Source organism: Pseudomonas sp. SWRI81 (assembly GCF_014268545.1).
Taxonomy (GTDB): domain Bacteria; phylum Pseudomonadota; class Gammaproteobacteria; order Pseudomonadales; family Pseudomonadaceae; genus Aquipseudomonas; species Aquipseudomonas hamedanensis.
The window spans coordinates 33,874-58,905 of sequence record NZ_JABWQS010000009.1 but is presented as its reverse complement, the minus strand read 5'-3'; the positions used below and the strand labels follow the sequence as shown (position 1 = coordinate 58,905).

The following is a 25,032-nucleotide window of genomic DNA, read 5'->3' as shown; positions in this document are numbered from 1 at the left end:
AGGTTGGGCTGCGTTGGTCATTACAGTGGTCGTACGACATCGCTAAATCAACCGAGGTGTTAGAACGTTTTTTCTTGAGGGAAACAACTTTGGCTAACCTGTCCAAAAACATAAATCTGAATATCATTGGCGGTCCGACCTGCTAAACAGTGATAACTGTTTGATTAATAAGGACCTGTCAGGAATTAAAAAGAATCTTGTTTTTGGACACGCGCATTGCCACTCAGCAGGGGAAATAGTTGCCGAGCGTTGATGTCGTCGTATGACTTGTTGCCGCCCTCAGCCCAACCCTGCAAGATGACTGACGCCACCTCACTGCCCGGAGGACTCCCCACCCATGTCGTCACTCAGCCGTATCCCGACCTACGTCATGCAGCAACGCAGCGAATTGACCGATTTCTATATTCGCGACAAAAAGGGCCGGCGCGCCGAGACCAGTCCTCACCGCCATGAGTATTTTCAAATTCAGATCAACCTCGGTGGCGACACCGTTCAGCACATCGGCAGCGTGCAACGGCCATTCCCGCGTAACACTCTGGCCTTCATCCTGCCCCATCGCGTACACGTCATTCCGCACCCGGCGGACAGCAATTTCATCGTGATCAACTTTTCCCAGACCTTTCTGTTGCCGCATTTGCAGTGCGACCCGATGGATCTGGAAGAGGTCTCGATTCTGCTGGCGCCGGAGCTGTCGCCGTTCCGCTTTCAGGAGCATCTGGACTTCATCCTTGGCGACGAAGATTTCACTCAGGTGTGCGGTTTGATCGAGCAGATGCGCACCCTCGATGAAAACCGTCAGTTCGGCACACGGGAGATGCTCAAGGGCTTGTTGCTGCAACTGATTGGCAGCGTGTGTTTTCTCTACGCCGAACCACTCAAGCGTCTGGCGGAGGAGAATGCTGCGGAGAACAGCCGTCGTGATGCTCTGAGCCGGATGTTCGAATACTTGCGCAAGAACATCGCCGATCCCGATCTCAACCTGATCAAGGTCGCTGCCGCGACGTATCTGTCACCGACTTACCTGACGCACTGGCTGCGCAAGGAAATCGGCAAGACATTCACCGAACTGGTGCTGGAGCGGCGCATGCACGCCGCACGCAACTTTCTGCTCAACAGCACGCGCTCTGTGGGCGAGGTCGCGCGCTTGTGCGGGTTTGCCGACGAGGCGTATTTCTCGCGCCGTTTTCGCCAGATCCATGGCCAGCCGCCCGGGCAGTTTCGCCGCCGCCAGCTCAATCCGGATACGCCGCAAACGCCGCTCGACACTTGAACGGCTCAGCCGCCCTGTTGCAGACGATAGCTGCCGGCGTTGGCGAGGGCCATGTCGTTGTACATGCGGGTTGCGGGGTGAAAATGTCGGTGTAGCTGGCGTACACAATTGGATTTGGCGCATCCCGCAAGCGAATGTTCTGGGGAGAATGTGGGAGCGGGCTTGCTCGCGAAGGCGGTGGGTCATTCAACGAACAGGTTGTCTGGCACACCGCCTTCGCGAGCAAGCCCGCTCCCACAGTTTTTTATCTCACTTCAAATCCTGTGCCTGATGCCGCTCCGGCACCTGACTCTCTTCATCGCCCCAGGTACGATTCACCCGCTGTCCGCGAATAACCGCCGGCCGCTGAGCGATTTCCTCCGCCCAGCGCTGCACGTGGGTGTATTCATGCGCCGCGAGAAACTCCGCCGCCGAATACACGTTGTTGCGCACCAGTTGCCCGTACCACGGCCAGACCGCGATGTCGGCGATGGTGTAGCTGTCGCCGGCCAGGTAACGGTTATCGGCGAGACGGCGATTCAGTACGTCCAGCTGCCGCTTGGCTTCCATGGTGAAGCGGTTGATCGGGTATTCGAGCTTCTCCGGCGCGTAGGCATAGAAATGCCCGAAACCGCCGCCCAGATACGGCGCCGAGCCCATTTGCCAGAACAGCCAGTTGAGGGTTTCGGTGCGCCCGGCCGGATCCCTGGGCAGCAGGGCGCCGAATTTTTCCGCCAGATACAGCAGGATCGAACCGGACTCGAACACCCGGATCGGCGGTTCGATGCTGCGATCGAGCAGTGCGGGGATCTTTGAGTTCGGATTGATCTCGACGAAGCCACTGGAGAACTGATCGCCTTCGCCAATGCGGATCAGCCACGCGTCGTACTCGGCCCCGCTGTGCCCGAGCGCGAGCAATTCTTCAAGCAGGATGGTGACTTTGACGCCGTTGGGCGTGGCCAGCGAATACAACTGCAAAGGGTGTTTGCCGACCGGTAGCTCCTTGTCATGGGTCGGCCCGGCGACCGGGCGGTTGATGCTGGCGAAGTGGCCGCCGGAAGGGGCTTCGTGTTTCCAGACCTTGGGCGGAACGTAAGACGTTTTGCTCATGAAACGGACCTCGTCGATGCTGGGATGGCGTAGGTAGACACCGTAGGGAAAATTGCCCGCCCATGCCAGCCCCCACAGATTTCCCTGTCAACCCAAACCCCCTTGTAGGAGTGAGCCTGCTCGCGATAGCGGTGTGTCAGGCAAATAATGTATTGACTGGTACACCGCTATCGCGAGCAGGCTCACTCCTACAGGGTTATGTGTTGAACCATCAATGCCAGTATTGGGCTAACGCGCCACCGTTTCCTTGCACCGGATCTGTCTCAGGAAATGCAAGCTTCGCAATATGCGCCAACTGCTCTTCACTCGCCGCATCCCGGCAAATATCCGCTTGCTGCCCCGGCGGATACGCCCCCACCACCAGAAAATCTTCACTCGACCACAGGTTGCAATGCCCGGTCCCGACCGGCAGTAACAGCGCATCCCCGGCATTGACCTCGACTGCGTGGCCATCGGGCCCGCCCAGCATCAACCGCGCTTTACCTGCCGCTACGCCAAGCACTTCATGGCCTTCGGTGTGGTAGTGGTGATAGTCATAGACCCCGTAGCGCCACTGCGGCGGCCAGCCATTGGCGCTGAAAACCTGCTCGAAGCGCACCGCCGGGTCGTCGCCCTCGATGGCAATCGCGTTGCGATAGATCAACACCGGCAGACGCGGATTGTTTGGCACCCAGTCGTTGCGTTCGAGCAACAAGGTTTGTACTTCAGTCATGACGAATCCTCCGATCATTCATTAATCGACCGCAGGGCAGGGTGCTCGCCTCAATAAATTCGTCAATGGCTGCCCTGGCGCCGTGCGCAGTTCCGGTACGGGTGCAATCCATCGAAACTTCGTCGCGCACCTCACTGTCCAGACCCTTACACATCCATGCAGCGGTGAAAGGCGAGGATCGAGATGACGATGACGGTAGGCGATTTTCTGGTCGAGCGGCTCAGCGAGTGGGGCGTTACGCGGATTTTTGGATACCCGGGCGACGGTATCAATGGCGTCTTCGGCGCCATGGCCCGGGCGAAAGGCAAGATCGAATTCGTACAGGCGCGACATGAGGAAATGGCCGCGTTCATGGCCTCGGCGCACGCCAAATTCACCGGTGAGCTGGGCGTGTGTATCGCCACCTCCGGCCCCGGCGCTTCACACCTGATCACTGGTCTTTACGATGCGCGCATGGATCACATGCCGGTGTTGGCCATTGTCGGTCAGCAGGCGCGCACGGCGCTGGGCAGTCATTACCAGCAGGAACTGGACTTGGTGTCGATGTTCAAGGACGTCGCCGGCGCGTTCGTGCAGCAGGCTTCGGCGCCGGCACAGGTGCGCCATCTGCTCGACCGCGCCGTGCGCACGGCTGTGGGCGAGCGCCGCGTCACTGCGCTGATTCTGCCCAACGATTTGCAGGATCTGCCTTACGAACAACCACCCCGCGCTCACGGCACCGCGCACTCCGGCGTCGGCTACAGCAAGCCGAAAGTCGTGCCGTACGACGCCGATTTGCAGCGCGCCGCCGAGGTCCTCAATCGCGGCGAGAAAGTCGCGATTCTGGTCGGTGCCGGGGCGCTGGAAGCGACCGACCAGGTGATCGCCGTGGCGGAAAAACTCGGCGCCGGCGTCGCCAAGGCTTTGCTCGGCAAAGCCGCGTTGCCCGACGATCTGCCGTGGGTCACCGGCAGCATTGGCCTGCTCGGCACCGAACCCAGCTACAAGCTCATGAGCGAATGCGACACCTTGCTGATGGTCGGCTCGGGCTTTCCCTATTCCGAATTCCTGCCCAAGGAAGGCCAGGCGCGTGGCGTGCAGATCGATTTGCAACCGGACATGCTCAGCCTGCGTTATCCGATGGAGGTCAATCTGGTCGGCGATTCAGCCGAAACCCTCGCCGCGCTGTTGCCTTTGCTCGAGCAGAAAACCTCAAACAAGTGGCGCAAAAAAGTCGAAGGCTGGCGTAGCACCTGGGAGAAAACCCTGGAAAAGCGCGCCATGGTCAAGGCCAAGCCGATCAATCCGCAACGCGTGGTGTTCGAGCTGTCACCGCGCTTGCCCGATCAGGCGATCATCACCAGCGACTCCGGCTCCTGCGCCAACTGGTACGCCCGTGACTTGAAAATCCGCCGCGGGATGAAATGCTCGCTGTCCGGTGGCCTGGCCTCGATGGGGGCTGCGGTGCCCTATGCGATCGCGGCCAAATTCGCTTTTCCGGAACGCCCGGTCATTGCCCTGGTCGGCGACGGCGCGATGCAGATGAACAACATGGCCGAGCTGATCACCGTCGCCAAATACTGGCGGCAATGGGCGAGCCCGAAATGGATCTGCGCAGTGTTCAACAACGAGGACCTCAACCAGGTGACTTGGGAACAGCGGGTGATGGAGGGCGATCCGAAGTTCGAGGCGTCGCAAAGCATCCCCGATGTGCCCTATCACCTGTTCGCCATTTCCATCGGCCTCAAGGGCATCTTTGTTGATCGCGAGGAAGACGTGGCAGCGGCCTGGGAGCAGGCACTGGCCTCGGATGTACCCGTGCTGATCGAGTTCAAGACCGACCCGAACGTGCCGCCGTTGCCACCGCACATCAAGCTGGAGCAGGCAAAGGCATTCGCCACGACCCTGCTCAAAGGCGATCCGGACGAGGCGGGGGTGATCGTGCAAACGGCCAAGCAAGTGCTTGGCGCCGTGCTGCCGCGCAAGAAATGATGCCAGGCGCTTGAACGAACCAGCGATTTTAATCGGTTGCGCGGGCTGGAGCCTTGGCCGCGAGCACTGGCCGGCCTTCCCGGAGGAAGGCACGCATCTGCAACGCTATGCGGCGCGTTTCAACTGTGTGGAAATCAACAGTTCGTTCTATCGCCCGCATCGTCGGCAGACCTATGAGCGTTGGGCCGATTCGGTTCCGCCAGGCTTTCGCTTCGCAGTCAAAGTACCCAAGCTCATCAGCCATGAGCAGCGTCTGGCGGGCAGCGCGGCTGCGCTTGATGAGTTTCTCGGACAGTGCGAAGGTCTGGGTGAAAAACTGGGCTGTCTGCTGCTGCAATTGCCGCCGAAACTGGCGTTCGATGCGCCCGCTGCCGAGGCGTTTTTTCGCGTCTTGCGCGAACGTTTCCAAGGCGCCGTGGTGCTGGAGCCGCGACACGAATCGTGGACCGGCGCCGAGGCGCTGTTGCAGGATTTGCAGATTGCCCGGGCGGTGGTCGATCCGTCGCGGATCAGCACCGACGCGGCGCCGGGCGGCTGGCGAGGCCTGCAATATTGGCGCCTGCACGGATCGCCGCGCATCTATCACAGCGCCTACGACTTGGCTTATCTCCAGCGCCTTGCTCAGGTCCTGCAAAGCGCGAGCGGCGTGGGCAAAGACACTTGGTGCATCTTCGATAACACCGCCAGCGGCGCTGCCACCGCCAATGCGTTGGCATTGAGCGCGCTGACCGAAGTCAGCGAGCGCTGATACGAAGGCCTCAAGGCCGCTATCGCAACCCACACAAACCGTCCGGCTACAGGTAAACTCCGCGCACTTTTTCAAGGAGTTCACATGAGTTACTACCAGCCGGGCATCCTCGCCACCCCTGTTCCTGCGCAAGCACGTCATCTGTTTTTCGCCCTGGCGTCGGTTGAAGCCTTGCCGCAAGCGATCGACAACCTGCTGATGCTGGTGGATGGCAAGTCGGCGGTGGTTGGCTTTGGTGAGGCGTTGACCAATGCGCTGAATGTAGAAATCGACGGCCTGCGCAGTTTCCCGGCAATGACCGGCGTCGGCGTGAACAACCCGTCGACCCAGCACGCGCTGTGGGTCTGGCTGCACGGCGTCGACCGCGGTGAACTGCTCAACCGTTGCGACGCCTTCGAAGCCGCGCTGGCGCCGGCCTTGCGCCTGGTGCAGGTGCAGGAAGCCTTCCGCCACATGGACGGCCACGATCTCACCGGTTACGAAGACGGCACGGAAAACCCGCACGATGACGCCGCCATTGCCGCCGCTTTGCAAAGCACTGGCGCTGATGGCTTGATCGGCGGCAGCTTCGCCGCCATCCAGCAGTGGCAGCACGACCTCAAGGGTTTTCAGCGTTTATCTGCCGAGGCCAAGGACGACATCATGGGCCGCCGTCTGAGCGATAACGAAGAAATCGACGACGCGCCGATTTCCGCTCACGTCAAACGTACCGCCCAGGAAAGCTTCGCGCCGGAGGCGTTTGTCGTGCGCCGTTCGATGCCATGGATCGAAGGTGATCGCGCGGGTTTGATGTTTCTGGCTTTCGGCTTCTCGCTGGATGCCTTCGAAGCGCAACTGCGGCGCATGAGCGGTCTGGAAGACGGCATCACCGATGGCCTGTATCGCATCAGCCGACCGATTACCGGCGGCTATTACTGGTGCCCGCCGCTCAAGGACGGTCACCTCGATCTGCGCGCTCTGCGCATCGGCTGAGGACCTGGTCATGAACGTGGTGCGCTGGGGCATGATCGGTTGTGGCAGCGTGGCGGAACGCAAGAGCGGGCCGGCCTTTTACAAGGCGCCCGGTTCGGCGCTGGTGGCGGTGATGGGCCGTCGCCTGGAAGCGGTGAGCGATTACGCTGCGCGTCACGGCATCGAACGGGTCTACACCGAGGTCGATGCGCTGATCAACGATCCGCAAGTGGACGCGGTGTACATCGCCACACCACCCGACAGCCACCACGCCTACAGCCTGAAAGTCGCCGCCGCCGGCAAGCATTGCTGTGTGGAAAAACCCATGGCGCTCAACGCCGGGCAGAGCCGCGAGATGCAGCAGGCGTTTGCCGCTGCCGGTCTGCATTTGTTTGTCAGCTATTACCGTCGCTCGCTACCGCGCTTCGCGCAAGTGCGCCAGTGGCTGGAGGAAGGGCGTATCGGCGAGGTCCGCCACCTGAGCTGGACACTGACCAAAGCGCCGTCGCCGGCGGATCTGGAGGGCCGTGACAATTGGCGCACCGATCCGGCGGTGGCGGGCGGTGGTTATTTCGCCGATCTGGCCAGCCATGGTTTGGACTTGTTCCAGTATTTGCTCGGCGACATCGTTGAAGTCGCCGGTTTCACCGCACGGCAGGCGGGTCTGTATGCGGCGGAAGATGCGGTCAGTGCCAGTTGGCGGTTTGCTTCGGGAGCACAGGGCATGGGCTGCTGGAATTTCGTTGCGGACCGGCGCGAAGACCGCGTCGAAATCATCGGCAGCCAGGGGCGGATCGGCTTTTCGGTGTTTGACGAGGATCCGCTGCACTTGTTTGCCGATGAGCAGATCAGTCTGGAGATTGCTCATCATGAGCATATTCAATGGCATCACGTGCTCGGGATGAATGCGCACATTCGTGGCGAATCCCGCCATCCCGCCGTGGCCGAGCAAGCCGTCAAAACCGACTGGGTCATGGACCAGATCCTCAAGCGCTGACCGCACAGATTCCCCCTGTAGGAGTGAGCCCGCTCGCGATAGCGGTCTGTCAGCCACATCAATTTCAACTGACACACCGCTATCGCGAGCAGGCTCACTCCTACAAAGGGCGATTCTGCGAAGCATCTAAGGTTATGCCCAAACAATATTTCTCAACTTTGTCATCCCAACCCTAAGATCACGTCATAACTCGTTATAACAAGTGATCCCGTGATGACCGATAACGTTCTCTCCCTCAGCAGCGTCCCGCTGCATACCCAACTGCGCGATGTGTTGCGTGCGCGCATTCTTGATGGTGAATACCCGCAAGACAGTCAGATGCCGTCCGAAAGCGAACTCGGCACGCTGTTCAAAGTCAGCCGCATCACCGTGCGCCAGGCGCTGGGCGATTTGCAGAAGGAAGGGCTGATCTTCAAGATCCACGGCAAAGGCACGTTCGTCGCCAAGCCGAAAACCTTTCAGAACGTCAGCAGCCTGCAAGGTCTTGCCGAGTCCATGACCGGGCGCGGCTACGAGGTGATCAACCGCCTGCGCAGCTTCAAATTCATTGCTGCCGACAAGCGTGTCGCCAAGCGTTTGCAGGTCGCCGAAGGCGAGATCGTCGCGCAGATCAAACGCGTGCGGCTGATCAACCGTGAGCCGATCTCACTGGAAATCACCTACCTGCCCAAAGCCATCGGCGAGCGGCTGGAAAAGGCCGATCTGGTCACCCGCGACATTTTCCTGATCCTCGAAAACGACTGCGGCATCGCCCTCGGCCACGCCGATCTGGCGATCGACGCGGTGCTGGCGGACAGCGACCTGACCCAGGCGCTCAACGTCGAGGCCGGCTCGCCGATCATGCGCATCGAGCGCCTGACCCACGACGCCCGGGGCCAGCCGCTGGATTTCGAACATCTCTACTACCGTGGCGATGCGTTTCAGTACCGCCTGCGGATCGACCGGCACAAAGGGGAGCAGGCATGACGCGCAACACGCTGGAACAGGAATACGACATCGTCGTTATTGGCGGCGGCACCGCAGGTCCCATGGCGGCGATCAAGGCCAAAGAGCAAAACCGCGACCTGCGCGTGCTGCTGGTCGACAAGGCCAACGTCAAACGCAGCGGCGCGATCAGCATGGGCATGGACGGCCTGAACAACGCGATCATCCCCGGCCATTCGACGCCGGAGCAGTACACCAAGGAAATTACCATCGCCAACGACGGCATCGTCAATCAAGCCGCCGTTTACGCCTATGCCACGCACAGTTTCGAAACCATCGAACAGCTCGACCGTTGGGGGGTGAAGTTCGAAAAGGACGAAACCGGCGATTATGCGGTGAAAAAAGTCCATCACATGGGCGCCTACGTGCTGCCGATGCCGGAAGGGCACGACATCAAGAAGGTCCTTTATCGCCAGTTGAAACGGGCGCGGGTGAGCATCACCAATCGCCTGGTCTGCACGCGTTTGCTGACCGACGAGGAGGGCGCGGTCAACGGTGTGATGGGCTTCGATTGCCGCACCGCCGATTTCCATGTGATCAAGGCCAAGGCTGTGATTCTGGCGTGTGGCGCTGCCGGTCGTCTCGGCCTGCCGTCGTCGGGTTATCTGATGGGCACTTACGAAAACCCGACCAATGCCGGCGATGGCTACGCGATGGCCTATCACGCCGGCGCCGAGCTGGCCAATCTCGAGTGCTTCCAGATCAACCCGTTGATCAAGGATTACAACGGCCCGGCCTGCGCCTACGTGACCGGCCCGCTGGGCGGCTACACCGCCAACAACAAGGGTGAACGCTTCATCGAGTGCGACTACTGGAGCGGGCAGATGATGTGGGAGTTTCACCAGGAACTGGAAAGCGGCAACGGCCCGGTGTTCCTCAAACTCGATCACCTGGCCGAAGAAACCATCCAGAACATCGAGGAAATCCTGCACAGCAACGAGCGCCCGAGCCGGGGTCAGTTCCACGCCAATCGCGGCACCGACTACCGCACGCAGATGGTCGAAATGCACATCTCGGAAATCGGTTTCTGCAGTGGTCATTCGGCGTCTGGCGTGTGGGTCAACGAACGCGCCGAAACCTCGGTGAAAGGTTTGTACTCGGCGGGCGACATGGCCGCCGTGCCGCACAATTACATGCTTGGCGCGTTTACTTACGGCTGGTTTGCCGGGCACAACGCCGCGGAATTTGTCGCCGGCCGCGAGTTTTCGGCGTTGGATGCCGAGCAGATTGCCAAGGAAAAAGCCCGAGTCTACGCACCGCTGGATCGCGAACACGGCCTGCCGCCGGCGCAGGTCGAGTACAAGCTGCGGCGCTTCGTCAACGACTACCTGCAACCGCCGAAAGTGACCAAAAAAATGCAGATCGGCCTGCAACGTTTCAGCGACATTGAGCGCGACCTGGAACAGATGAAAGCCAACAACGCCCACGAACTGATGCGCGCGATGGAAACCAGCGTGATCCGCGACTGCGCGGAAATGGCCGCCCGCGCCTCGTTGTTCCGCGCCGAAAGCCGCTGGGGCCTGTATCACTATCGCGTCGATCATCCACAACGCAACGACGCCGAGTGGTTCTGCCATTGCCATCTGAAAAAGGGCGAGGACGGGCGCATGACCAGTTTCAAAAAAGCCGTCGAGCCTTACATCATCCCGCTCGACGCCGAAGAAATGCAGGCCTACGACCGACTGCGGGTCGGCTCTTTCGCCGCTTGATGCACGACTGAAAAGAGAGTCCGAACCATGGCTTATCAAGCTCAGGAAATCTTCTTCCGCTCCAACGCCCCGGTCACCGTCGATGAGGACAAATGCATCGCCGAAAAGGGCTGCACCGTGTGCGTCGACGTCTGCCCGATGGACCTGCTGGCGATCAACCCGGCCACGCAAAAGGCCTACATGGCATTCGACGAATGCTGGTACTGCATGCCGTGCGAAAAGGATTGCCCGACGGGTGCCGTCAAAGTCGACATCCCGTATCTCCTGCGTTGAAACCCGGTCCCTGTAGGAGTGAGCCTGCTCGCGATAGCGCTGGATCAGATGTAGATGTGTTGACTGACACACCGCTATCGCGAGCAGGCTCACTCCTACATTGGATGTGTGACAAACCAAAGCCATCCGGTGAACCCCGGACGCTGAATTGAAAAATACCCCTCGTTTCCCACCGCGCCCTGATCGCGGCGGAGACGAACTTCAATCAATGATTCGAGGGGACACACTCATGTTGCGTGCAGCACTCGCCGGTCTGGTACTGGCTTCATTTACCGTGTCGGCCTCGGCCGAAACCATCCGCATTGCCATCGGCACCCAGGACACCACCATCAACTGCGCCGCCGGTGGCCTGTTGATCCGTGAACTCGGCTTGCTCGACAAATACCTGCCCCGCGATGGCGCCTATAAAGATGCGAAGTACGACGTGCAATGGAAAAACTTCACCAGCGGCGCGCCGCTGACCAACGAGATGGTCGCCGGCAAACTCGACTTCGGCGCCATGGCCGATTTCCCCGGGGCATTCAATGGTGTGGCGTTCGAAACCGCCGGCAAGCACAGCCTGTTCATCAGCGTGTTGTCGGGCAGCATCAAAGGCAGCGGCAACGGCATTGTTGTGCCGAGCGCATCCAGCGTGCAGTCGTTGGCTGAGCTTAAAGGCAAGACCATTTCCGTGCCGTTCGCCTCCACGGCCCATGGCATGTTGCTGCGCGCCGTGGCAGAACAGGGCTGGGATCCGCTCAAGGATGTGAACATCATCGCCCAGCCGCCGGAGGTCGCAGGCTCGGCGTTGCAGGCCGGCAAGATCGACGCCCACGCCGACTTCGTGCCGTTCGCCGAACTGTTTCCCAGCCGTGGTTTCGCCCGCAAGATTTACGACGGCGCCCAGGCCAACGCACCGACCTTCCACGGTGCGCTGGTGGATCAGGCCTATGCGAAGAAATACCCGGAGATTGTCGTCGCCTATCTGCGCGCCAGCATCGAAGCCAATCAATTGCTCGCAGCCGAGCCGGAGAAGTACAGCGAGCTGATCGCCAAGGTCTCTGGCGTCGACGCCGAGGTCAACTACCTGTTCCATGGCCCGCTCGGCGTGCAGACCCGCGACCTGAGCTGGAAACCGGAGTACCGCCAGGCCGTCGGCACCGCCATCGATACGCTGAAGCTGCTGAAAAAGGCTGATCGCGGCCTCGATCTCGACACCTTTATTGACGACCAATACATCCGCGCGGCTTTCAAGGCGTCGAATCTCGATTACGCCGCGCAATTGGCTGACTACGCGCAGACGCCTTTACCCGGGGTGGATGCAGCAACAGGCCAGGCCATCACCGATGTCAGCCACGTCGCGGAAATCTGGGTACGCGGCGAGGCAAAAGTGCGCCGTTATGGTTCGGCTGAAGCGGCGTTCAGCGCACTGGCTGCGTTGAAGCAGGAGGGCAAAAACATCCGGGCGGTGTATGCGCAGGCCAGCGACAGCGGCATCAAGTTGTTGGCCGAACAGGCATGGTTTGCCAGCGATGCCAAGGGTCGCCTGAGTGCTTTCCTGCTCAAGGGCCAGGCCCAGCAATACGCCACGGCGCAGGGCGGCAAAGTCTTCGACTTCAGCGATGCCACCGCGCAAGTCGTCGCCGTGCGCTAACCCCAAAAACACCGCGCTCCCCTGTAGGAGTGAGCCTGCTCGCGATAACGGTGTGTCAGGTGTCGATGTGATGTCTGATACACCGCTATCGCGAGCAGGCTCACTCCTACAGGGATCTGGTTGAGAGGCATTATTGTGTATCGATCCTGTTTGCGTTGGGTGCCGAGAGGCGCCTCGCTGCTGCTGTGCTTGCTGTTCTGGCAACTCGCCGCCAGCCATCACTGGAACCTGGGCCTGGTGACCTTCGCCAACGTGCCAACCCCCGTGGCCGTGATAGAAGCCGCGCTGGGCCTGGGCGATTCCGGCAAACTCTGGCAGCACCTGAGCAGCAGCCTGGGCCGCGTCTTTGCCGGCTACCTCGCGGCACTGCTGATCGGCATCGCCCTTGGCCTGTCCATCGGCCGCTCGAAATGGGCTGAAGACCTGCTGCTGCCACCGCTGGAAGTGCTGCGCCCGATCCCCGCCGTGGCGTGGATTCCTCTGGCAATCCTGATGTTCCCGTCGTCGGAATTGTCGATGGTCTTCATCACCTTTACCGGCGCGCTGTTTCCGATCCTGCTCAACACCGTGCACGGCGTCGAGACCGTCGACCCACGTCTGATCGCCTCGGCAAAAAGCCTCGGGGCAGGGCGCCGGGCGATTCTGCAGGAAGTGATCCTGCCGGGCGCTGCGCCGAGCATCATCACCGGCCTGGCGATCGGCATGGGCACGTCGTGGTTCTGCCTGGTGACGGCGGAAATGATCTCCGGCCAGTTCGGTATCGGTTATTACACCTGGGAGTCCTACACCCTGCAGAACTATGCCGACATCGTCGTCGGCATGCTCCTGATCGGTGTGTTGGGCATGGGCAGCAGTTGGCTGATCAAACGCCTGGGCGGGTGGCTCACGCCCTGGCATCGACCGCGAGGAAAAGCCTGATGAGCGTGATGCAAACCCCGCAAGGGCGGATCGACATTCGCCAGTTGTCCATCGTCCTTGGCAGCGGTCGTGAAGCGTTCGAAGCCGTGCAGGGCCTCGATTGCCAGATCGAACCCGGCCAGTTCGTGTGCATTCTCGGCCCGTCCGGTTGCGGGAAATCGACCTTGCTCGGTGCCTTGGCCGGGCATCTGAATGCGCAGACCGGCAGCCTCAAGGTGGACGGCGCAGTGGTATCCGGCCCGTCGCCACAACGCGGCATGGTCTTTCAACATCACACATTGTTCCCGTGGCGAACGGTGCGTGACAACGTCGCCTTCGGCCTGAAAATGCGTGGCATCGGCAAGGCTGAACGCCATCGTGCCGCCGATGAAATCCTTGAGCTGGTCGGCCTCGACGGCTTTGCCGAACACTGGCCCGATCAGCTCTCCGGCGGCATGCAGCAGCGGGTGGAGATCGCCCGGGTGCTGGTCAACCGTCCGCGGCTGTTGCTGATGGACGAACCGTTCGGCGCACTGGATGCGCTGACCCGGCTGAACATGCAGGAACTGCTGCTGGACATCTGGACGCGGATTCGCACCACCGTGGTGTTTGTCACCCATGACATCGATGAAGCGCTGTTCCTCGCCGACCGCCTGTTGGTCATGAGCGCACGCCCGGGGCGAATCATCGAAGAATTGCGCCTGGATTTCCCTCGTCCACGCACCACTGAGCTGGTCACCAGCCCCGCGTTCGCCCGCCTCAAGCGTCACTGCCTCGACCTGCTGCGCCACGACAACGACCGACCGCTGCCACGCCTCAATCCGCTCGGTCTGCCACCAGAAAACCCTTTGCCGCGATTTGCCCTATGACTTCTATTTTTGCTGTAACCGACAACGATGAAATCCTCGCCCTGCAACCGCGTCTGACGGCTGAAGATGCCGGCGTGCGACGTATTGCCCTGATTGAACTGGCGGATCTGGAAGAGCCGGACGGTTTGCTCTGGCTGGTTGATCGCCTCAGGCAGGATCCCGCCGAGGAGGTGCGTGCCGAAGCCGCACGGCTGTTGGAGGCGTGGGAGGACGAGCCGGTCGTGCAAGCCTTGTGCGAAGCGCTGACGGATCCGTCGCCAGCCGTGCAAGCGGCCGCCGCGCAAAGCCTGAGCCTGCTCAAGTCGGCAGCGGCGGGGCGGGTGATTCTGCCGTGGACCGGGCACACCGATGTCAGTGTGCGGATCGCCGCGTTTCGAGCGCTGCGTGAGTTGCGTTTTGCCGACGCCGCCACCGCGGCCATTACCGCGCTGAACGATGCTGACGCACATGTGCGTCGCGAAGCGGTCGGGGTGCTCGGCTGGCTCAAACAGCTCGATGCGTTGCCGGCGCTGGCCCGTCTGGCCAGCGCTGATCCGGACACCGAAGTGCGCCGCGCGGCCACCGGAGCGCTGGGCCTGGCCTCTGGCGCCGAAGTGCTTCCGGCTCTGCGCCAGGCCTTGCAGGACAGTGCCTGGCAAGTACGCGAAGAAGCCGCGACCACCCTGGGCAAAGTCGGCCATCGCGATGCGGGGCCGGCCCTGGTCGAAGCCTTGAGCGACGACTATTGGCAAGTGCGCCTGCGCGCCACCCGCAGCCTTGGTCGCCTGCGTTTCGCCCCGGCGCTGGACGCGCTGGTCGACACCCTTGGTCATCGCATCAGCAATCTGCGCAAGGAAGCGGCGCTGGCCTTGGGCGAACTGAATGATCGCGGTGCCGTGGCGGCGTTGCAGGCTGCGCAGGATGACGGTGATCCAGAGGTGCGCAAAGCCGTGCGCATCGCCTTGAGCCAGTTGCAATGAACCCGCTGTCGGTCGGTAATTCGCAGAGCGAACGGACGCTGCGCCTGAGCTGGCCGGGAGGCCGCGAGCAGCAACTCAACCACGCCGAACTGCGCCGCCAGTGCCCATGTTCGCAATGCCGCGCGCTGCGCCTGCGCGGCCTGACGCCGCTGGTCGATGATCGGGTGCGTCTGATCGAACTCAACCCCCAGGGCTATGGCGTGCAACTGGTGTTCAGCGACGGCCATCAACGCGGTATCTATCCATGGACTTACCTGGCACAACTCAATGCCTGACCCAGCGAAAGTTCATGTGGGAGCGCTGAACCCCGCATATCGAGCCGAATCATAAATCCCCTGTGGGAGCGGTTATCAGAAAGATTTGCTGACGCTGACGACAACGGTCGCTACGCAGACGTCTTTGAAGCCCCAGTTGCTCAGGCATTGCGTTTGCGAGAGGTCAGTGTCGATATAGCTGAGGCCCAGCACCACGCCGCCCAGGTTGTGGGTGACTTTTACCTCCCACTCCCGATAACTGTCCTGCGCCTGCCCGGACGCCGAGTACAGGTACGGGTCCTTGAAATCCATACGGCCGTAGCGCAGTGCCAACGCCGAATCGAAAGGCAATGGCGTTTCATAACTGACGTAGGTGTACAGCGAGTTCTGCTGACTATCGATGCCCGGCGCATCGCTGGAGTAGTACGCCGCCACGCTGACGCCGTACGCGCCGAAAATCGCGTAGACCTCGCTCTGGTTGAACTGGCTTTCCCTGGGGTAGGCATACTTGAGATAGCCCAGGTCCAGACTGACATCCTCGCTCGCCTGCCATAGCCAACCGGCGTAGTAATCGACTTCCTGACGGGTCTTCAGGCCACCGCCGAAATCGACGTTGGAACTCCACGCGCCCAGATACAGACCGCTGCTGTGCGCCAGGGTCAGGCCGGCCTGCGCGGCAGGGTCATTTTGAGTTTGGGAAATGCCGCGGGTGCGGTAATCACTGGCAAGGGTCAGATCCACCAGCACGGCGAAGTCGTCGTTCAACGCGATCGCGTGGCTGCTCAAGGGCAGCCCACTCAAGAAACTCAGGGCGAACAGGGGCAAGGCTTTCATGTGAAGTCCCGATGTTGTGTGATTATTGTTGGGCAGTACGAAAACTGTGGAGGGAATGCAATCTCAGCCACCCCAAAAGACCCTGTAGGAGTGAGCCTGCTCGCGATAGCGGTGTGTCAGACAACACATTGACATCTGATACACCGCTATCGCGAGCAGGCTCACTCCTACAAAGGGCGATGGTGTTGTTATTGAGAGGCGGTGTAGACCTTGCGACCAGCAAACCAGGTCTGCAACACCTGGGTGTCGTGCAGGGCTTTGTCATCGACGCTGAACACATCGCGATCCAGAACAATGAAGTCCGCCTGCTTGCCCGGGGTCAGCGAGCCAATCTGCCGGTCCAGACCGATGGCTCGCGCGGCGTTGGCGGTGTAGGCATAGAACAGGGTTTCGCGGTCCAGGCGCTCGTCGGCATTGAGCACGCCCAACGGGCCGACGCGAGTGATCGCCTGGGCCATGGCGTTGAACGGGTTCGGCGATGACACCGGCCAGTCACTGGCGCCGGCAATCGTCGCGCCCTGCTTGAGCAGTGAGTGCGCCGGGTATTGATAGCGAAAGGCGAGGGCGCTGACGTAGGGCTTGATCATCTCGGTGGTGTAATCGTCGGCGCTGGCCCAGAGCAGTTGCATCGAGGCGATAACCTCAAGCGGCTTGAAGCGGGCGAATTCTTTCGGGTTGACCATCTGCAGGTGAGTGATCGAGTGGCTGACACCGCTCTGGCGATCCTTGCGCGCCTGAGCGATGCCGTTGAGCGCTTCGCGCACCGCACGGTCGCCGATGGCGTGGATGTGCACCCGCCAGCCGCGCTGGTCGATGGCGCTGACCAGTTCGCCGAAGTGCTGCGGATCGATGAGCAATTCGCCCTGCTTGTGCGAGTTGCTGTAGGGGTCAATCATCGCCGCGCTTTGCGCCGGAAATTCGATCACGCCGTCGGCGAAAATCTTCACCCCTGGCAGGGTCAGGTTGGGTATGCCTTGAAACTGCTGGCGCACCTTGTCCAGCGTATCAAGATCGGCCGGAACACTTTTCGGATTGGCGACCAGCAGCGCGGCGACATGCACGCTCATCTCGCCACTTTCGGCCAGTGCCTTGTAGGCCGGCAGCACACCGACGGACTTCTCGGTGGGTTTGAGAGCGAACACTGCTTCACCCGGTGCGGCGTTGGCCGCCGGGTCCATCCATGCCGTGATGCCCAGACTGTTGTTGTAGCGCACGGCTGATTTGGCGGCGCTGAGCATGTCGGCAGGGCTTGGCACCGGCATCTTCGAGGCGACCCGATCCCAGCCAGCGTCGACCACAAAGCCGTTGGGCTCGCCATTGGCCAGTTTGCCAATGGTGTCTTTCTCGGCCTCTGGCAAGGATTGCAACAGCGCGGCGTCGATGCCGGCGCGTTTGAGCATGACGTTGTTGGCCCACGCGGTGTGGTGATCGCTGCCGACGAACACCACCGGCACGTCGGCCCATTCGCCGCGGTTGAAGGTCTGGCCCAGGGCTTCGGCCTGCGCCCAGTACACCGAACTCATGCCGGCAATGCTCAGCACGTCGCCGTGTTTTGCCTTGCCGTCTTCGCGCCAGCCACGCAGGCGTTTTTGCAGTTCATCGAGACTGACGACTTCGTCAGCCATGTTCGCCGAGACCATTTCCAGCCCGCCGAAAATGGCGTGGGAATGGCTGTCGACCAGCCCCGGCATCAGGGCTTTACCTTGCAGATCGATGACTTGGGTGGCGGTCTCGATCAGCGCTTTGATCTGTGCATCGGTGCCGACTTGCAGCACTTTGCCCTGTCCCACGGCAAGCGCCTGGACCTTCGGTTGCGTGCGGTCGGCAGTGAAAATCTTGCCATTGAGCAACACCAGATCGGCAGCGGCCATGGCTTCCATCGAGGCAAAACTTACAGCGGCAACCAGCAGCTTGGGAATGAATCTTTTCATTGAAGATTTCCTTTTTATTGCGTCTGATGGCCAGATTACCGGCTGCAATCGGCCGACAGAACGCTTCCCTCACGAAAAACGTTTTTGCCTGAATGGAAAAAGCATGGACAAGCTGGGTGCACTGAAAATGTTCGTGGTCACCGCGCAGCTCGGCAGTTTCAGCCGCGCCGCCGAGCAATTGGGCAAGACCCCGTCGGCCTTGACCAAAGCGGTCAATCACCTGGAGTCGGAGTTGGGTGCGCGGCTGTTCGAGCGCAGCACGCGGCGAATTCTGCTGACCGAGATCGGCCGGGTGTACCTGGAAACCGCGCGGCTGGTATTGCAGCGACTGGACGAGGCAGGGGAGGAAATCGAACAGTTGCAGCACGGCCTGCGCGGCAGTCTGAAAATCACCGCACCGCTGGCCTATGGTCGGGCTTTTCTCGATCAGGTGTGCGACGGCTTTTTGCAGCAGTACCCGCAGATCAGCCTGCAAGTGGACCTGTGCGACGCCTTCGTCAATTTGCTGGAAAGCGGCTATGACCTGGCGCTGCGTGAGGGGCATGACGATTTGCCGGGGTTGATCGCGCGGGTGGTCGGCAGCAATCGCCTGGCCTTGTGTGGCAGTCCGCAATACCTGGCGCGCGCAGGTTTGCCGGTCAATCCGCAAACCCTCGAACAGCATGAATGGCTGTGGTATCAGCATCCATTGCTCAGCCGCGAATTCTGGTGGGCCGAGCGCGATGGCCAGCGCCTGAGCCTGGCCCAACCGACGGCGCCGCGGTTGCGCAGCGACAATTACGATCTGCTGCTGGCCAGCGCCCTGGCCGGTCGCGGTTTATTGCATACGCCGTTGTGGAGCGCCGCGCCGTACCTCGCGGACGGGCGACTGGTGCGGGTCATGGCTGATTACGCGATCGACCCCGACACCTTCGGCCCGCACATTCTTGCGGTGTATCCGAGCCATCGGCGGGCGACGGCGAAAGTGGTGGCGTTTATCGATTACATCGCAGGGTTTCTCGCCGAACGTAGGCTGAACTGACGGACATTGATCGCTCCCACGCGCAGCAAAGGAATGCAGTCCGTGACGCTCCGCGCCACTGGACGCGGAGCGTCCCTTGAGGCATTCCTTTGCTGCGCGTGGGAATGATCAAATGTGTGTGTCGGCCTGGGCCGACTGGCGGTTCTTGTCAGGAAAATCCTACAGGAGTACAAATGTACTCCATGACAAACCTGACTCCCCGCCGTACCGCCATCCTGACCTTTATCCGCGAACGCATCGCCGAACACGGTCAGTCCCCAAGCCTCGCTGAAATCAGCGAGGCTTTTGGTTTTGCCTCCCGCAGCGTGGCGCGCAAGCACGTGCTGGCGCTCACCGAGGCCGGATTTATCGAGGTCAATGCGCATCAGGCCCGGGGCATTCGCCTGCTCGGACAACCGGCGCGCCCCGAGCTGCTCGACATCCCCGTGCTCGGTCGCGTGGCCGCCGGCGCGCCGATTGGCGCCGATGCCGACATTCATAGTCGCTTGATGCTCGACCCGGCACTGTTCTCCCGCACCCCAGACTACCTGCTGCGGGTGCAGGGCGATTCGATGATCGAGGACGGCATTCTCGACGGCGATCTGGTCGGCGTGCGGCGCAATCCCGAGGCACTCAATGGGCAGATCGTGGTGGCACGGCTCGACGGCGAAGTCACCATCAAGCGCTTCGAACGTGTCGGCGCAGAGGTGCGGCTGTTACCGCGCAACCCGGCGTATCAGCCGATTGTCGTGCGCGATGATCAGGACCTGGCCATCGAAGGGGTGTTCTGCGGTCTGGTGAGGCAAGGCTGATGGGCGCCGTCGTAGCATTGGATACCCTGTTCAATGGCGGCCAGGTCTGGAGAGGCCGGCCTGCGCCACCGGCCGCCAGCCCACAGCCGACCGGCCACGCCGCGCTGGACGCGGCACTGCCCAGCGGTGGCTGGCCGGAAGCGGCGCTGAGTGAAATCCTCTTGGCCGGTCCCGGTGTCGGTGAGTTGCAACTGGTCTGGCCGACGCTGGCGCGATTGGCCGCGGCCGGCGAGCGCATCGTGCTGGTGGCGCCGCCGTTCTTGCCGTACCCGCAAGCGTGGGAAAACGCCGGGGTCGATCTGCGTCAGTTGTCGGTGATTCAGGCCAGCGAGCGCGATGCCTTGTGGGCGGCGGAGCAATGTTTGCGTTCGGGCAGTTGCGGCGCGGTGCTGTGCTGGCCAAACAAGGCCGATGACCGCGCATTGCGGCGTTTGCAAGTGGCGGCGGAAACCGGCCAGACCCTCGCGTTTGCCTGGCGACCGTTGAGCGAAGCCGTCAACCCGTCACCGGCAGCGCTGCGTATTGCCATCGACGCCAGGCCTGCACAACTGCGCGTACTCAAATGCCGTGGCGGGCTGGCGCGGACGACGCCGATTGCCTTTGCCGTGGGTCACTGAGGCCGCCATGCGCTGGGTGTGTATCGTGTTTCCGCAACTGGCCCTCGACGCCGTGCTGCGCCAGCGCCCCGATGCCGCTGAGCCGTTGGTCTTGCTCAGCGGTCCGGCTCAGCGCCGGGTGTTGCAAGCGGTGAATCCGGCGGCGCGCCAACTCGGCTTGCGTTCCGGCATGTCGATGACTGCCGCCCAGGCCATGAGCAAAGGCTTTGCCACCGCCGATTATGAGGTGGCCGAGGTCGAACACTGGCAGCAGTTTCTCGCCGCGTGGGCCTACCGTTTCAGTGCGCAGGTCAGCGTGCATTACCCGCGTACCGTGGTGTTCGAGATCGAATCGAGCCTGGGGCTGTTCGGCACCTGGGCGCAGTTCGAGGCACGCCTGCGTCAGGAACTGACCGACCTGGGCTTTCGGCACCGCATCGTCGCGGCGCCGAACCCGGCAGCGGCGCGGGTGTTGGCCAATGCGTATGACGGTCTGGTGGTGCCGGACGGCGAGGCTTTGCAACATCACCTGGGGCGATTGCCTGTCGACCGCGTCGGACTGGAGCCGAGCGTGGCCACGGCGTTGACGCGCATGGGCCTGCGCACGCTCAATCAAGTGCAGAGCCTGCCGCGTCAGGCCCTGGCCCGGCGGTTCGAAGCGCAGATGCTCAAGCACCTCGACACCTTGTTCGGCGCGCGCCCACTGGCGCTGGAGTTTTACCTGCCGCCGGACCGTTTCGACGTGCGCATCGAGCTGAATTTCGACGTGCAATCCCATCAGGCGCTGCTGTTCCCGCTGCGCCGTCTGACCGGCGATCTGTCGGCATTCCTTTGTGGACGCGACAGCGGCGTGCAGCGCTTCGACCTGTTGCTGGAACACGCCGGTCTGCCGGACACGGTGATCAAGGTCGGCCTGCTCAGTGCCGAGCGTGATCCGGCGATGCTCTTCGAGCTGGCCCGTGGACGTCTGGAGCAGGTGCAGGTCGAGGCACCGGTGCGCGGCTTTCGCCTGCGCGCCGAGGACCTGCCGAGTTTCGTCCCGCAGTTTCAGCAATTGTTCGATGAGCGTACGCAACAGACCTTGCCCTGGGAGCAATTGCGCGAGCGCCTGCGCGCCCGGCTGGGCGATGACGCGGTGCAAGGGCTGCGCTTTCAGGCCGACCACCGGCCCGAGCGCGCCTGGCAGCACGGCGTCGACAAACAGCGTTGCAGCGGTTTGCCCAACGTCCTGCGTCCGGGCTGGCTGCTCGACGAACCACAGAGCGTGCCGCACGGCTCGGCGCGAATTCTCATGGGGCCGGAGCGCATCGAATCCGGCTGGTGGGACGGTGAGGATGTGCGCCGCGATTACTACCTGATCCAGAATCGCGCCGGCCAGCAGGGCTGGGCCTGGCGTGCGGTGGGCGAGGACGGCCCCCTGTGGCTGCAGGGCTGGTTTGCATGAGCGCCGGTTATGCCGAACTGCACTGCCTGTCGAACTTCAGTTTCCAGCGCGGTGCCTCCAGTGCCCTGGAACTGTTTCAGCGCGCAAAAAAGCACGGCTATCACGCCTTGGCAATCACCGACGAATGTACCTTGGCCGGCATCGTTCGCGCCTGGCAAGCGGCGAAAGCCGTTGAACTGCCGCTGATCATCGGCAGCGAAATACGCGTCGACAACGGCCCGAAACTGGTGCTGCTGGTGGAGAACCTTGCCGGTTATCAGGCGTTGTGCGGCTTGATCACCCGCGCCCGGCGCCGCACGCAAAAAGGCCAGTATCAGGTGCTTCGCGAGGACTTCGACGAGCCGTTGCCGGGATTGCTGGTGTTGTGGGTGCCGGATTCGCCCGATCAAGGAGAAGAGGGCGCCTGGCTGAAACAGACGTTCGGCGCGCAACTGTGGCTGGCGGTGCAGTTGCATCGCGGGCAGGACGATCAGCAGCGGCTGGCAGCGTTATTGAGTCTGGCGGCGCAGTGGCAGATTCCGGCGGTCGCCAGCGGCGATGTGCACATGCACGCCCGTGGCCGCCGTGCCTTGCAGGACACCATGACGGCGATCCGGCACCACGTCCCGGTGGCCGAGGCAGGCTTGCGCCTGCATCCCAATGGCGAGCGGCACTTGCGCAGTGTCGAGATGCTGCAAGCGCTGTATCCGCCGGCCTTGCTGGACGAATCGGTAAAACTGGCCCGGCGCTGCACCTTCGATCTGGGCGAATTGCGTTATCAGTATCCCAAAGAGCTGGTGCCCGAAGGCCACAGTGCCAGTTCGTGGTTGCGCCATCTGACAAAACAGGGCATTGCCTGGCGCTGGAAAAAAGGCGCGCCCTTCAAGGTGCTGAGGCAGATCAACAAAGAATTGAAACTGATCGCCGAACTTGGCTACGAAAGCTATTTTCTCACCGTGCACGACGTGGTGAATTTTGCCCGCAAGCAGGAAATCCTCTGCCAGGGGCGTGGTTCGGCGGCCAACTCGGCGGTGTGCTTTGCCTTGGGCATCACCGAAATCGACCCGGACCGCACCACCTTGCTGTTCGAACGTTTCATGTCCAAAGAGCGCAACGAGCCGCCGGACATTGATGTCGACTTCGAACACGAGCGTCGCGAAGAAGTCCTGCAATACGTGTTCAATCGATACGGCCGGCGGCGCGCGGCACTGACCGCCGTGGTCAGCACCTATCACGCCACCGGCGCGGTGCGCGATGTGGCCAAGGCCCTGGGCCTGCCGCCGGACCAGATCAACGCATTGGCCGATTGTTGTGGTCGCTGGAGCGATGAAGTGCCGCCGCTGGAACGCTTGCGCGAAGGCGGCTTCGACCCCGACAGCCCGCTGCTGCGCCGCGTCTTGAGCCTGACTGGGCAACTGATCGGTTTCCCCCGGCACCTGTCGCAGCACCCCGGCGGTTTCGTGATTTCCGAGCAACCGCTGGACACCCTGGTACCCGTTGAAAACGCAGCGATGGCCGATCGCACCATTATCCAGTGGGACAAGGACGACCTCGATGCAGTCGGTCTGCTCAAGGTGGATATTCTGGCGTTGGGCATGCTCAGTGCGATCCGCCGCTGTTTCGACCTGCTGCGCCGCCACCGCGATCTGAATTTGACTCTGGCGACAATCCCGGCCGAAGACAAACCGACCTACGACATGATCAGCCGCGCCGATACCGTCGGCGTGTTCCAGATCGAATCGCGCGCGCAGATGTCGATGCTGCCGCGCTTGCGCCCGCAGACGTTCTACGATCTGGTCATTCAAGTGGCCATCGTCCGGCCGGGACCGATTCAGGGCGGGATGGTCCATCCGTACCTGCGCCGGCGTAATAAAGAAGAAAAAGACAGCTACCCGTCGCCGGAGCTGGAAGTGGTGCTCAAGCGCACCCTCGGCGTGCCGCTGTTTCAGGAGCAAGTCATGCAGATCGCCATTGTCGCCGCCGACTACAGCCCCGGCGAGGCCGATCAGTTGCGCCGCTCCATGGCCGCATGGAAACGTCACGGCGGACTGGAACCGCACAAGGAACGACTCGCTGCCGGCATGAAGAAGAACGGCTATACACCGGAATTCGCCGCGCAGATTTTCGAGCAGATCAAGGGCTTTGGCAGTTACGGTTTCCCCGAGTCCCACGCCGCCAGTTTTGCCTTGCTGACCTACGCCAGTTGCTGGCTCAAATGCCACGAACCGGCGGCGTTCGCCTGTGCGCTGATCAACAGCTGGCCGATGGGCTTCTACAGCCCGGACCAGATTCTTCAGGACGCGCGCCGCCATCAATTGCAGATCCGTCCGGTGGACGTGCGCGCCAGCGATTGGGATTGCAGCTTGGAAACCACCACCGGGGCACAGCCGGCGATTCGCATGGGTTTGCGCATGATCAAGGGCTTTCGCGAGGACGACGCCCGGCGCATCGAAGCGGCGCGCCAGCGCGGGGCGTTTGCCGATGTCGCCGACCTGGGCGAGCGGGCGGCCCTCGACAGCCGGGCGCAAGCGCTGCTCGCCGATTCCGGAGCGCTACGCGGTCTGGCCGGGCACCGCCATCGGGCGCGCTGGGAAGTGGCGGGGGTGCAGAAACAACTTGGCCTGTTTGCCGGGCTGCCCAGCGAGGAAGAGGTGCAAATCGTGCTGCCCAAACCCAGTGTGGGTGAAGACCTGCACGCCGATTACGCCACGTTGGGTACCACGCTGGGGCCGCATCCACTGGCGCTGTTGCGCGGCGAATTGAAAGCGCGACGTTGCCGCAGTTCGCGGGAGTTGCAGGATATTGAACATGGCAGACCGGTGAGCATCGCCGGATTGGTCACCGTTCGGCAACGCCCCGGCACGGCCAGCGGCGTGACGTTCGTGACCCTGGAAGACGAGTTCGGCAACGTCAACGTGGTGGTCTGGCGCGACCTGGCCGAGCGTCAGCGGCAAGTGCTGGTCGGTGCACAATTGCTCCGGGTCGATGGCCGCTGGGAGCGCGAAGGCGACGTGCGCCACCTGATCGCCGGCCGCCTGAGCGACCTCAGCCCGCTGCTCAGCGGTATTCGTGTGCAAAGCCGGGATTTCCACTGATCACGCATCCCCCTGTAGGAGTGAG

General features: G+C 61.9%; 22 protein-coding genes. 18 read left to right on the top strand and 4 right to left on the bottom strand.

The annotated features are described in order from the left end of the window. Positions 1-337 precede the first annotated feature (337 nt). Positions 338-1,270: an AraC family transcriptional regulator gene (locus tag HU765_RS08335; RefSeq protein ID WP_186619709.1), complete on the top strand. Its 933-nt coding sequence runs from the start codon at positions 338-340 to the stop codon at positions 1,268-1,270. Positions 1,271-1,519: 249 nt separating this feature from the next. On the opposite strand, the gene yghU is transcribed toward HU765_RS08335, so the two are convergent. Continuing rightward, positions 1,520-2,359, bottom strand: coding sequence for a glutathione-dependent disulfide-bond oxidoreductase (yghU, locus tag HU765_RS08330; RefSeq protein ID WP_186619708.1), 840 nt, complete (start codon positions 2,357-2,359; stop codon positions 1,520-1,522). A 211-nt stretch (positions 2,360-2,570) separates the two neighbouring features. Then, positions 2,571-3,071: a cupin gene (locus tag HU765_RS08325; protein WP_186619707.1), complete on the bottom strand. Its 501-nt coding sequence runs from the start codon at positions 3,069-3,071 to the stop codon at positions 2,571-2,573. A 183-nt stretch (positions 3,072-3,254) separates the two neighbouring features. On the opposite strand from HU765_RS08325, the gene HU765_RS08320 reads away from it, so the two are divergent. The 12 genes from HU765_RS08320 to HU765_RS08265 all read left to right on the top strand — a co-directional run bounded on the left by HU765_RS08320 (position 3,255) and on the right by HU765_RS08265 (position 15,337). Then, the gene (locus HU765_RS08320; RefSeq protein WP_186619706.1) at positions 3,255-5,042 is read left to right on the top strand and encodes a thiamine pyrophosphate-requiring protein; all 1,788 of its coding nucleotides are present in this window, start codon (positions 3,255-3,257) and stop codon (positions 5,040-5,042) included. A gap of 10 nt (positions 5,043-5,052) precedes the next feature. Beyond that, positions 5,053-5,790: a DUF72 domain-containing protein gene (locus tag HU765_RS08315; protein ID WP_186619705.1), complete on the top strand. Its 738-nt coding sequence runs from the start codon at positions 5,053-5,055 to the stop codon at positions 5,788-5,790. Positions 5,791-5,874: 84 nt separating this feature from the next. Continuing rightward, positions 5,875-6,762 carry a Dyp-type peroxidase gene (locus tag HU765_RS08310; RefSeq protein ID WP_186619704.1) on the top strand — a complete coding sequence of 296 codons (888 nt, stop codon included), beginning with the start codon at positions 5,875-5,877 and terminating at the stop codon, positions 6,760-6,762. A 10-nt stretch (positions 6,763-6,772) separates the two neighbouring features. Then, positions 6,773-7,738: a Gfo/Idh/MocA family oxidoreductase gene (locus tag HU765_RS08305; protein ID WP_186619703.1), complete on the top strand. Its 966-nt coding sequence runs from the start codon at positions 6,773-6,775 to the stop codon at positions 7,736-7,738. Positions 7,739-7,951: 213 nt separating this feature from the next. Further along, on the top strand, positions 7,952-8,704 hold the full coding sequence (locus HU765_RS08300) for a GntR family transcriptional regulator (protein ID WP_186619702.1): 753 nt from the start codon (positions 7,952-7,954) through the stop codon (positions 8,702-8,704). After that, positions 8,701-10,431, top strand: a complete 1,731-nt coding sequence (locus HU765_RS08295; RefSeq protein WP_186546657.1) for a fumarate reductase/succinate dehydrogenase flavoprotein subunit — start codon at positions 8,701-8,703, stop codon at positions 10,429-10,431. The genes HU765_RS08300 and HU765_RS08295 overlap by 4 nt, the downstream gene beginning before the upstream one ends. A 27-nt stretch (positions 10,432-10,458) precedes the next feature. Beyond that, a complete protein-coding gene (locus HU765_RS08290; RefSeq protein WP_003225615.1) occupies positions 10,459-10,704 on the top strand; it encodes a ferredoxin family protein in 246 nt (81 codons plus the stop codon). A gap of 208 nt (positions 10,705-10,912) precedes the next feature. Then, positions 10,913-12,337, top strand: coding sequence for an ABC transporter substrate-binding protein (locus tag HU765_RS08285; protein WP_186619701.1), 1,425 nt, complete (start codon positions 10,913-10,915; stop codon positions 12,335-12,337). Positions 12,338-12,472: 135 nt separating this feature from the next. Then, positions 12,473-13,255, top strand: a complete 783-nt coding sequence (locus tag HU765_RS08280; protein WP_186619700.1) for an ABC transporter permease subunit — start codon at positions 12,473-12,475, stop codon at positions 13,253-13,255. Next, positions 13,255-14,103, top strand: a complete 849-nt coding sequence (locus HU765_RS08275) for an ABC transporter ATP-binding protein (RefSeq protein ID WP_186619699.1) — start codon at positions 13,255-13,257, stop codon at positions 14,101-14,103. Before HU765_RS08280 ends, HU765_RS08275 begins: the two co-directional genes overlap by 1 nt. Next, positions 14,100-15,062 (top strand): HEAT repeat domain-containing protein, encoded by a 963-nt coding sequence (locus tag HU765_RS08270; protein WP_186619698.1) that lies wholly within the window; start codon positions 14,100-14,102, stop codon positions 15,060-15,062. Before HU765_RS08275 ends, HU765_RS08270 begins: the two co-directional genes overlap by 4 nt. Then, complete coding sequence (locus HU765_RS08265) at positions 15,059-15,337, top strand: DUF971 domain-containing protein (protein WP_186619697.1); 279 nt, start codon at positions 15,059-15,061, stop codon at positions 15,335-15,337. Before HU765_RS08270 ends, HU765_RS08265 begins: the two co-directional genes overlap by 4 nt. A 75-nt stretch (positions 15,338-15,412) precedes the next feature. Here HU765_RS08265 and HU765_RS08260 read toward each other — a convergent pair whose 3' ends face one another. Further along, positions 15,413-16,150: a TorF family putative porin gene (locus tag HU765_RS08260; protein ID WP_186619696.1), complete on the bottom strand. Its 738-nt coding sequence runs from the start codon at positions 16,148-16,150 to the stop codon at positions 15,413-15,415. A 188-nt stretch (positions 16,151-16,338) separates the two neighbouring features. Further along, entirely contained in the window at positions 16,339-18,081 is a 1,743-nt protein-coding gene (locus tag HU765_RS08255; RefSeq protein ID WP_186619695.1) for an amidohydrolase, read from the bottom strand. A gap of 103 nt (positions 18,082-18,184) precedes the next feature. On the opposite strand from HU765_RS08255, the gene HU765_RS08250 reads away from it, so the two are divergent. The 5 genes from HU765_RS08250 to HU765_RS08230 all read left to right on the top strand — a co-directional run bounded on the left by HU765_RS08250 (position 18,185) and on the right by HU765_RS08230 (position 25,007). Next, entirely contained in the window at positions 18,185-19,102 is a 918-nt protein-coding gene (locus tag HU765_RS08250) for a LysR family transcriptional regulator (protein WP_186619694.1), read from the top strand. 173 nt (positions 19,103-19,275) lie between these two features. Next, complete coding sequence (lexA, locus tag HU765_RS08245; protein ID WP_186619693.1) at positions 19,276-19,893, top strand: transcriptional repressor LexA; 618 nt, start codon at positions 19,276-19,278, stop codon at positions 19,891-19,893. After that, positions 19,893-20,510 carry a translesion DNA synthesis-associated protein ImuA gene (gene imuA, locus HU765_RS08240; protein WP_186619692.1) on the top strand — a complete coding sequence of 206 codons (618 nt, stop codon included), beginning with the start codon at positions 19,893-19,895 and terminating at the stop codon, positions 20,508-20,510. Before lexA ends, imuA begins: the two co-directional genes overlap by 1 nt. Positions 20,511-20,517: 7 nt before the next feature. Then, on the top strand, positions 20,518-21,933 hold the full coding sequence (locus HU765_RS08235) for a DNA polymerase Y family protein (protein ID WP_186619691.1): 1,416 nt from the start codon (positions 20,518-20,520) through the stop codon (positions 21,931-21,933). Next, a complete protein-coding gene (locus tag HU765_RS08230) occupies positions 21,909-25,007 on the top strand; it encodes an error-prone DNA polymerase (RefSeq protein ID WP_346727513.1) in 3,099 nt (1,032 codons plus the stop codon). Before HU765_RS08235 ends, HU765_RS08230 begins: the two co-directional genes overlap by 25 nt. Positions 25,008-25,032: the final 25 nt, after the last annotated feature.

Bases quoted from the DNA above. Each gene is read 5' to 3' on its own strand.
- HU765_RS08320 (WP_186619706.1), top strand. From the start codon at position 3,255: ATGACGATGACGGTAGGCGATTTTCTGGTCGAGCGGCTCAGCGAGTGG.
- HU765_RS08310 (WP_186619704.1), top strand. From the start codon at position 5,875: ATGAGTTACTACCAGCCGGGCATCCTCGCCACCCCTGTTCCTGCGCAA.
- HU765_RS08325 (WP_186619707.1), bottom strand. From the start codon at position 3,071: ATGACTGAAGTACAAACCTTGTTGCTCGAACGCAACGACTGGGTGCCA.
- HU765_RS08265 (WP_186619697.1), top strand. From the start codon at position 15,059: ATGAACCCGCTGTCGGTCGGTAATTCGCAGAGCGAACGGACGCTGCGC.
- HU765_RS08295 (WP_186546657.1), top strand. From the start codon at position 8,701: ATGACGCGCAACACGCTGGAACAGGAATACGACATCGTCGTTATTGGC.
- HU765_RS08300 (WP_186619702.1), top strand. From the start codon at position 7,952: ATGACCGATAACGTTCTCTCCCTCAGCAGCGTCCCGCTGCATACCCAA.
- lexA (WP_186619693.1), top strand. From the start codon at position 19,276: ATGTACTCCATGACAAACCTGACTCCCCGCCGTACCGCCATCCTGACC.
- HU765_RS08335 (WP_186619709.1), top strand. From the start codon at position 338: ATGTCGTCACTCAGCCGTATCCCGACCTACGTCATGCAGCAACGCAGC.
- HU765_RS08305 (WP_186619703.1), top strand. From the start codon at position 6,773: ATGAACGTGGTGCGCTGGGGCATGATCGGTTGTGGCAGCGTGGCGGAA.
- yghU (WP_186619708.1), bottom strand. From the start codon at position 2,359: ATGAGCAAAACGTCTTACGTTCCGCCCAAGGTCTGGAAACACGAAGCC.
- HU765_RS08235 (WP_186619691.1), top strand. From the start codon at position 20,518: ATGCGCTGGGTGTGTATCGTGTTTCCGCAACTGGCCCTCGACGCCGTG.
- HU765_RS08275 (WP_186619699.1), top strand. From the start codon at position 13,255: ATGAGCGTGATGCAAACCCCGCAAGGGCGGATCGACATTCGCCAGTTG.
- HU765_RS08290 (WP_003225615.1), top strand. From the start codon at position 10,459: ATGGCTTATCAAGCTCAGGAAATCTTCTTCCGCTCCAACGCCCCGGTC.
- HU765_RS08285 (WP_186619701.1), top strand. From the start codon at position 10,913: ATGATTCGAGGGGACACACTCATGTTGCGTGCAGCACTCGCCGGTCTG.
- HU765_RS08250 (WP_186619694.1), top strand. From the start codon at position 18,185: ATGGACAAGCTGGGTGCACTGAAAATGTTCGTGGTCACCGCGCAGCTC.
- HU765_RS08260 (WP_186619696.1), bottom strand. From the start codon at position 16,150: ATGAAAGCCTTGCCCCTGTTCGCCCTGAGTTTCTTGAGTGGGCTGCCC.
- imuA (WP_186619692.1), top strand. From the start codon at position 19,893: ATGGGCGCCGTCGTAGCATTGGATACCCTGTTCAATGGCGGCCAGGTC.
- HU765_RS08255 (WP_186619695.1), bottom strand. From the start codon at position 18,081: ATGAAAAGATTCATTCCCAAGCTGCTGGTTGCCGCTGTAAGTTTTGCC.
- HU765_RS08270 (WP_186619698.1), top strand. From the start codon at position 14,100: ATGACTTCTATTTTTGCTGTAACCGACAACGATGAAATCCTCGCCCTG.